This is a genomic window from Paraburkholderia sp. J67 (genome assembly GCF_905220265.1).
GTDB lineage: Bacteria > Pseudomonadota > Gammaproteobacteria > Burkholderiales > Burkholderiaceae > Paraburkholderia.
In genome coordinates, this window is record NZ_CAJMZK010000015.1 from 176044 (window position 1) to 184234 (window position 8191).

At 60.5% G+C, this 8191-nt stretch carries 8 protein-coding genes and 1 pseudogene; 1 reads left to right on the top strand and 8 read right to left on the bottom strand.

The genetic code is table 11. From position 1 onward, the window contains the following. Nucleotides 1-437 precede the first annotated feature (437 nt). Entirely contained in the window at nucleotides 438-1247 is an 810-nt protein-coding gene (locus tag U5782_RS25065) for an SDR family oxidoreductase (RefSeq protein WP_322046586.1), read from the bottom strand. A 175-nt stretch (nucleotides 1248-1422) separates the two neighbouring features. On the opposite strand from U5782_RS25065, the gene U5782_RS25070 reads away from it, so the two are divergent. Beyond that, nucleotides 1423-2370 (top strand): GlxA family transcriptional regulator, encoded by a 948-nt coding sequence (locus U5782_RS25070; RefSeq protein WP_322046587.1) that lies wholly within the window; start codon nucleotides 1423-1425, stop codon nucleotides 2368-2370. A 10-nt stretch (nucleotides 2371-2380) separates the two neighbouring features. Here U5782_RS25070 and U5782_RS25075 read toward each other — a convergent pair whose 3' ends face one another. The 7 genes and pseudogenes from U5782_RS25075 to U5782_RS25105 all read right to left on the bottom strand — a co-directional run. Next, entirely contained in the window at nucleotides 2381-2776 is a 396-nt protein-coding gene (locus tag U5782_RS25075; protein WP_322046588.1) for a tautomerase, read from the bottom strand. A 106-nt stretch (nucleotides 2777-2882) separates the two neighbouring features. Continuing rightward, nucleotides 2883-3893, bottom strand: coding sequence for a tryptophan--tRNA ligase (gene trpS, locus U5782_RS25080; RefSeq protein WP_322046589.1), 1011 nt, complete (start codon nucleotides 3891-3893; stop codon nucleotides 2883-2885). Between the two features lie 243 nt (nucleotides 3894-4136). Beyond that, nucleotides 4137-5444, bottom strand: a complete 1308-nt coding sequence (locus U5782_RS25085; protein ID WP_322046595.1) for an amino acid permease — start codon at nucleotides 5442-5444, stop codon at nucleotides 4137-4139. A gap of 253 nt (nucleotides 5445-5697) precedes the next feature. Then, the gene (locus U5782_RS25090) at nucleotides 5698-6072 is read right to left on the bottom strand and encodes a hypothetical protein (protein WP_322046590.1); all 375 of its coding nucleotides are present in this window, start codon (nucleotides 6070-6072) and stop codon (nucleotides 5698-5700) included. Nucleotides 6073-6257: 185 nt separating this feature from the next. Then, nucleotides 6258-7040 carry a class II aldolase/adducin family protein gene (locus U5782_RS25095; protein ID WP_322046591.1) on the bottom strand — a complete coding sequence of 261 codons (783 nt, stop codon included), beginning with the start codon at nucleotides 7038-7040 and terminating at the stop codon, nucleotides 6258-6260. Nucleotides 7041-7124: 84 nt separating this feature from the next. Then, nucleotides 7125-8057 (bottom strand): electron transfer flavoprotein subunit alpha/FixB family protein, encoded by a 933-nt coding sequence (locus tag U5782_RS25100; RefSeq protein WP_322046592.1) that lies wholly within the window; start codon nucleotides 8055-8057, stop codon nucleotides 7125-7127. Between the two features lie 16 nt (nucleotides 8058-8073). After that, a pseudogene (locus tag U5782_RS25105) lies at nucleotides 8074-8191 on the bottom strand (electron transfer flavoprotein subunit beta/FixA family protein); the annotation flags it as partial.

Here is an 8191-nt window from a genome sequence, read left to right on the forward strand (position 1 = left end):
CAGTCAACCTTACCTTCCACACGGCACGAAAGTGCGAGCCCGTTATGCCCGTGGCGTTCCGTCGTTTCTTCGCCAACCCGGCATGACTAGATGTTATTGGATAAATTTCGCCAAATCCGACATAGTTCCTTCAATTTCCGACACGATCTTCGTCGAAGTCACACGTGCTGCACTTTACCCGCCGGCGCGATCCCACGAACAAACAAAGGAATCCAAAGCATATTGCCTCGCTTCCCTGGCCCTGCAATCGTCCCCTCAATCCACGAAGCTTGCACTCCTCTTACTCCTCAGCCACTGAGATGGGCACGAAAGACTCGTGCGGCTGTGCCCAGCGACAAGCGTACAAATGCTATGTCGACGCCTGTCGCTGGCCACGCGTGAACGCGCCGATTTTGCGCAGGCTCATGGCAAGCCTCCCGCAAAATCGGCTGACCGGCTTACCCGGCAGTCTCGACACTCAACGCATAGCGCGGCGCTGCCTTGGCATTCGCAAACTTCGGCGCCAGCGCGCGGCGATCCGCTTCCCATTGCGTCCAGCCGTGCGCATCGTGCAGCGTCGGAATGGTGACGAGTTCGCCCTGATCGAGTCCGCTGAGCGCCGCATCCACGAGATCGTCCGCGCTCATGGTGCTGGCCGCTTCCTTCTGCTTCGCGTAGCCCGCCACGTCCCAGAACTCCGTCGCCGTCGCGGCCGGCAGCACAGCCTGCACGCGCACGCCCTTGCCTGCGAGGTCGCGTTGCAGCGCATGGCCGAAGCTCAGCACATACGATTTCGAAGCGCTGTAGACGCCGTTGAGCAGTTCCACCGCAATGCCGACCACCGAACTGACGTTGATGATCGTGCCCGCGCCCCTGGCAACGAACGCAGGCGCGACGGCATAAGTCAGACGCGTGAGCGCCGTGATGTTCAGACCGATCATCGCTTCCATCGAGTCGACCTGACCGTCCAGAATCGATGCCACCGACCCCACGCCCGCGTTGTTCACCAGCATCGTGATGCGCGGGTCGTCGCGCAGCAGGCTTTCGATTTTCGCGAGCGCGGCCTTGTCGTTGAGATCGGCGGCTACGGTCTCGACCGCGCGCCCCGTCTCTTTCGTGAGCCGCTCGGCAAGCGCGTTCAGTCGGGTCTGGTTGCGCGCCACCAGAATGAGGTCGTAGCCGCGCCTGGCGAGGCGGTCCGCGTAGATGGCGCCAATGCCGGCCGATGCGCCGGTGATCAGTGCGTAACCTTGGGTCGAAGCAGTCATTTCCTGTCCTTTGCGTAAGTAGAGCCAACAGGGCGTTGGTTCATGGAGCGGATTCTGACCTCAGCCGGCTGCGACCTCAATGTCATATATGCAATGATTTACGCCATCAAATCGTCCGTGGAGCTGTCTGTTTTGTGCTACCTTCAATGAATCAAGCCATTGCTGGTGACACATCATGCACACCGTTGGACTCGTCGTTTATCCAGGCTTCCAGTCGCTCGCGCTCGCGGTGTCGAGCGTCTTCGAATACGCGAATCTGCTCCACCGCGAAGCCGCTTATGAGTTGCGCATCGTGTCCGAACACGGCGGGCCAGTGGCTACGTCCCAGGGGTTTTCGGTTCACAGCGAAGCGCTTGCCAGCGAGGGCTACGACACGCTGATCGTCGCGGGCGACAACGAATGCCGCCTGCCACCGGCGACGCTGGTCGACTACGTTCGCCACGCGCCGCTTCGTTCACGGCGTATCGCGTCGATCTGCACGGGAGCGTTTGTTCTGGCCGCCGCGGGCTTGCTGGAAGGCAAGCGGGCAACGACTCACTGGTTCCACGCGCGGGCCTTCGAGAAGCAATACCCAAACGTCCAGCTCGAAGAGGACCGCATCTTCGTGGTCGATGGACAGATCTGGACGTCGGCCGGTATGAGCGCCGGCGTGGACCTCGCGCTCGCGATCGTCGAAAACGATCTTGGCCTGGACACGTCGCGCATGATCGCGCGCAAGCTCGTGCTCTATCAGCGTCGAGGCGGCGGGCAGTCGCAGTTTTCGGCGTTGCTGGAGATGGGGGCGCGCTCGGATCGCGTCCAGATGGCGCTTACCTACGCGAGTGAAAACCTGGCGAGCGATTTGTCGGTCGAGCGACTGGCCGAGGCGGCCAGTCTCAGTCCGCGCCAGTTCAGCCGGGTGTTTCGCGAGGAGACGGGGCAATCGCCCGCCAAGGCGGTCGAGCGGCTTCGCGTTGAAGCCGCCCGCCTGATGATGGAAACGACTCGTCATCCGATCGAGATCGTTGCGAGAGAAACGGGTTTTGGCGACCGGGAACGGATGCGCCAGGCGTTCCTGCGTGCGTTCGGTCAGCCGCCGCAGACCATACAGCGGGCGTCGGCCGTTACGCCCCTTGCGCTTTAACGCAGCGGCCCTACTGCTCGCCGGGCGTCCATTCAGGGCTATAGCCGCCCAGCGCCGGGTGATACATCTCGTCGCCCGAATGCTGGGTGAATTCGACGTTGAGCCGGTCTTCACGCAGGCCGAGAATCTCGACGCAATGTGCGCAAAGCGCTTTCGCCACGCTCATGCGTAGCTCGGGCGGGCGGCCCTTTCTGATATCCAGCATCATGACCGCGACCGGGATGGGCTCATCGCCGGCTTCGGCAATCCGCCAGACACCGCCTTCGCCCAGCTCCCGAATCGCGACGCTAATCCGTCTGATGTCTACCGACATCATTTGCGCGTACGTCTCGCTCATCTTCAGCGCGAGGCGCCGCTTGGCTTCCACGGGGTAGTGGCCGCATACGTCCAGTTGCAGATAGGGCATGATCGTCAACACTCCACGAAAACCCCATTCTTCACCGGATACGACGCTCGTCCAAGGTCAGATGCGCAAGCTTTCCGGACACGCGGGACGTCGCTGCCGCTTCGCTTTAGAAATAGCTCAGACCCAGCGCGCCCTTGACCTCGGAAAGCGTCTTTCCAGCCACTTCCCGCGCACGCATCGTGCCGTCACGCAGGATCGCGAGCACTGCGCTCCGGTCCTTTTCCAGTTCGAGACGGCGCGTGCGAATCGGCTCGATGATCGCCTGGAGCCGCTCGTTGAGGGCGCGCTTGACCACGCTGTCGCCCAGTCCGCCGCGTCGATAGTGAGCCTTGAATTCGTCCACTTTCGCGACGTCGGGCTCGAATGCATCGAGGAACGCGAAAACGACGTTGCCTTCCACCTGCCCCGGATCGCTGACTCGCAGGTGGTTCGGGTCGGTGTACATGTTGTTGACCGCCTTGGTGATGTCGTCCGGCGTCGCCCCAAGCGCGATGGAATTGCCGAGCGATTTGCTCATCTTGGCTTTGCCGTCGATGCCGGGCAATCGCGTGACCTGCGACAGCACGGCCTCGCATTCCACCAGCACCGTCTGCTCAACGGTGTTGTTGAAGCGGCGCACCAGTTCGTTGGTCTGCTCGATCATCGGCAACTGGTCGTCGCCCACCGGCACCTGGGTTGCCTTGAATGCGGTGATATCCGCGGCCTGGCTGACCGGATACGTCAGGAACCCAGCGGGAATATCGCGCTCGAATCCGCGCAGGCGGATCTCTTCCTTGATCGTGGGGTTGCGTTCGAGCCGCGCGACCGTCACCAGGTTCAGCAGATACTGCGACAACTCTGCCAATTCAGGCACTTGCGACTGGATGAGGATGGTGGACTTCGCCGGGTCGATGCCCGCAGCCAGATAATCGAGCGCGACTTCGATGACATTCGCGGTGACTTTCTGATGCCGTCCGACGTTGTCGGTCAACGCCTGGGTATCGGCGAGCAGCAGGAACTGGTTGGCTTCGTGCTGCAACTGGACCCGTGCGCGCAGCGAGCCGATGTAGTGACCGAGATGCAGCGGACCGGTCGTCCGGTCGCCGGTCAGGATGGTGTGACGGTTTGCGTTAGTCATGGACTGGAGCCTCATCTTGTCGATGGCGCCAGTCGAAGCGTGCACAAACAAAAATGCCGCCTTTGGACTGGCGGCATCACGTTTGCGATATGCGTGGGAAAACGGGCCGCCGGATTCAGGCGCGCCACCAACCGTGCAAAGTCAGCGAGATCGGTTTCGTATTCATAGGCGCCAGTATAGCGCAGCCCGCGGGCTCGCGTCGAAATCAGGGATCGCTACGCACAGACGCGATCCCTCACGAGGTTAGATGCGCGAACGCCTGCGGCGCTCGACGAAAACGCCAGTCAGGGCGAGAGCCGTACTCAGCCCCAATGTCGAGAGCACCTCGCCGCGATGCGCTTCGCCAATCAGCAGTCCCACGAAAGCGACAAGAATGAGAAAAACGACCAGCAATCCAAGGAACGGATGCAACCACATCCGCACCTTAAGTTTATTGGACGCGACGAGCGTCTGCCGCATACGCAACTGACTGACCGTAATCACAAGGTACACCAGCAAGGCCATTGTGCCCGTTGTCGAGAGCAACGCCTCAAAGACGTATTTCGGCGCGAGATAGTTTGCTGCGCAACCCGCGAATGCTGCGGACGTCGAAGCAATAACGGCCACAACGGGCACGCCCGTGCGTGTCGTGTATTTGACGATTGCGGGCGCCTGCTTCTTCTCTCCAAGGGAGTAGATCATTCGTGATGCCGTATAGAGCCCCGAATTCAGGCAACTACACACCGCCACCAGAATCAGCAGGTCAATCAGCGGCTTCGCGAAAGGCACATGGATTGACTGAAGCACCGCCTGATACGAACCGATCTCCGTCAACGCTGGCGTATTCCACGGCAGGATCGAGATAATCACGAAGATCGAGCCAATATAAAACAGGGATATGCGCCAGACCACCGAATTGATCGCTCTGGAAATCTCTCTTTCCGGGTTGGCCGATTCAGCAGCGGCAATCGTCACCACTTCCGTACCCAGAAAAGTAAACATCGTCGTGAGCATGGCCCCGGCAATGGGCGTGACGCCGCGCGGGAAGAACCCGCCCTGGCCGAACACGTTGCCTTCGACGTTGATATGCACGCCCGGTATGACGCCCACAATCGCGGCGACGCCGCCGGCAATAAAGAGAATAATCGCCGATACCTTGACTACGGAGAACCAGAATTCAAGCTCGCCGTAATTTTTGACGCTGGCGAGATTCGAGAGCGTCAGCACAAACGTGACTGCCACGCAAAATTTCCAGACTTCAATCTGCGGGAACCAGCTATTCAGGATGTTGGCTGCTGCGGTTGCCTCGAGCGGCAGGACCAGGACCCAATACCACCAGTACATCCATCCGATCATAAAGCCCGCCCACGGGCCGATCGCCCGGCCGGCATACGTCGAGAACGAACCTGAATCCGGCATGGCGCACGCCATTTCGCCCAACATACGCATGACCAGCACAACGAGCAGGCTTGCCAGCAGATAGGCGATGATAGCTGCGGGACCCGCCTCCGCGATGGCGTGCCCCGATCCAACGAAGAGCCCCGCGCCGATACTGCCGCCAATCGACAACATCACGACATGGCGCTGTTTCAGACTCGATCCGAGCGATCCCGGCTTGACTGCCGGTGCGGATGCTTCGTCTCTCGCATGGCGAGGCTCTTCCAGCGAACCAAGGTCCAGCGCGCCGAGCGCGATGGTGCTATCGCCTCGCTTGATGCCCTGTGGGGTCTTGTTCATGTCTCTTCCTGTTTGACTAAGTTCGACCGGCGATGGCGAGTCTCCAGCACCGCGCCAAGGCATGACGGGTCGAACGAAAGCTCAAGCGCTACACGAGTGGTACAAAGCGACAGCGCGTATCGCTCTGGCGGAGTAAGCCATTGAGCGATCGACATCGCTTTAACGCCGCGTCGAAACTGTACGACTCGCGAAACAGCGTCATTTGCAATTCACGCCGCGTGACGCCTAATTCCCGCGCGACTTCCTCGATCGTCCATGCGTACGAGGGCGCCTTGAACATGCCCTGGGTGAGCGCCAGGCCAAAGCTGCCGTTGCCACGCCTCAAGGCGACGGCCAGCTCATGCCAATCGGGCCCGCAAACTGCACCGCGCAGATCGATGTCCAGTTCCAGCCAGCCCGTGGCGGCCCCTGTTTCGTCGGGTATCGCGCGTGCGTCGAATAACTCCTCGACGCGCACGCGCACGGGACAATTCAGGACCGCGTGGCCTATGCCTGCACGCCGCGTAAGTGCGTGATGTCCTCTTTCCGCACGCCACGTCAGGGGAAAGGGGAACCGCAGTCCCTTCAATTCCATTTCACGCGTCGTGTCAAATCGGAATACCAGCACGCCAGATCGAGAATTTCAGCGGTTGATAATGGCGGGCGTGATCAACTACGGTAGTCGGTCCCGTCGCGTTCCAGCAGACGCAACAGTGCTGTCCATTCGCGATCCAGATGCACCGTGTCGAGGTAGGCGTAGTCGTCATGCTGTTTGGCCGCATGCTCGCAGACCTCTGGCGAAGGGATAACGACCTTTTGTCCCGCTGAGAGCGTAACGACCTGAATTTCGCAGGCCTTGTTCAGGTAGTACATACGCGTGAAAGCTTCCGCGACGGAACGGCCCGTGGTCAACAGACCGTGATTGCGCAGAATGAGGTAATCGCTTTCGCCGATCGATTGAACGATCCGTTCACGCTCGTCGAGTTCGAGAGAGATGCCCTCGTATTCGTGATAGGCGACACGGTTATAGAACTGCATGCTGATCTGGTTCAGCGGCAGCAATCCGCACTCCATTGCCGCGACGGCCATGCCGTGAGTCGTATGCAGGTGGACCACGCATTCCACGTCGTGACGCGCCTGATGTAGCGCGCTATGGATCGTGAATCCGGCGGCGTTGACCTCGAAACGATTGTCGTCGATCGGGTTGCCGTTCACATCGATTTTCACGAGCGACGACGCCGTGATTTCGTCGAAGAACCAGCCGTGCGGGTTGATCAGGAATTGATCGTCGGTGCCCGGAACGCGCGCGGAGATATGCGTATAAATCAGGTCGGTCAGACCGAATTTAGAGGCGAGCCGGTAAGCGGCAGCCAGTTGAACGCGCGTGTCCCATTCTTCCTGGGACATATTACGGGGCTTGCGATTGATATGCGGGTCGGTCGTGGAGATCATATTGCGGGTTATCCGTGCTTGAGGCGGGATGTCTTCTTTAGGTGTTCGGGAATACGAACCCTTGTTCAAGGGCTCGGTGCGCGTTCAAATATTCGCGGTCAGCGTCGGTACGGACTCGAACAGATCGCCGACGAGGCCGTAATCGGCCACGCCAAAGATCGGCGCTTCTTCGTCCTTGTTGATCGCGACGATGACTTTCGAGTCTTTCATGCCGGCCAGATGCTGGATCGCACCCGAGATGCCCACCGCGATGTAAAGCTGCGGCGCGACGATCTTGCCGGTCTGGCCGACCTGGTAATCGTTCGGCACGTAGCCTGCGTCGACTGCGGCGCGCGATGCGCCCAGTGCGGCGTTGAGCTTGTCCGCGAGCGGTTCCAGCACTTGCGTGTAGTTCTCGCCGCTGCCCAGACCCCGGCCGCCCGAGACGATGATCTTCGCGCTCGTCAGTTCCGGACGGTCGAGCTTCGTGACTTCACGGCCAACGAATTGCGCCTTGCCGTTGTCTGCGGCAGCTTCCAGCGTTTCGACTGCTGCGCTGCCGCCTTCTGCTGAGACTGCGTCGAATGCCGTCGTGCGGACCGTGATGACCTTGATTGCGTCTGCGGATTGCACGGTCGCGATCGCATTGCCCGCATAGATCGGACGCTCGAACGTATCGGCGCCAATCACTGCCGTGATGTCGCTGATCTGCGCGACGTCGAGCTTTGCCGCGATACGCGGCGTGACGTTCTTGCCCGCTGCCGTTGCCGGAGCCAGGATGTGCGAATAGTTCTTTGCAATGCTCAAAACCGTCGCTTCGACGTTCTCCGCCAGACCTTGCGCGAGTTGAGGCGCGTCGGCCAGGAGCACCCTTGCAACGCCCTCGATCTTCGCAGCCGCATTCGCCGCTGCTTGCGCGTTGTGGCCCGCGACCAGCACGTGTACGTCGCCGCCGATCTTCTGCGCAGCGGCCACCGTGTTCAGCGTCGCCGCCTTGATCGATACATTGTCGTGTTCAGCAATAACCAGATTCGTCATTTTCTTCTCGCTCCCCTTACAGCACCTTGGCTTCGGTCTTCAGCTTCTCAACCAGCGCGTTGACGTCGGCGACTTTTACGCCTGCGCTGCGCTTCGCAGGTTCCGCGACCTTCAGCGTTTTCAGGCGTGGCGCA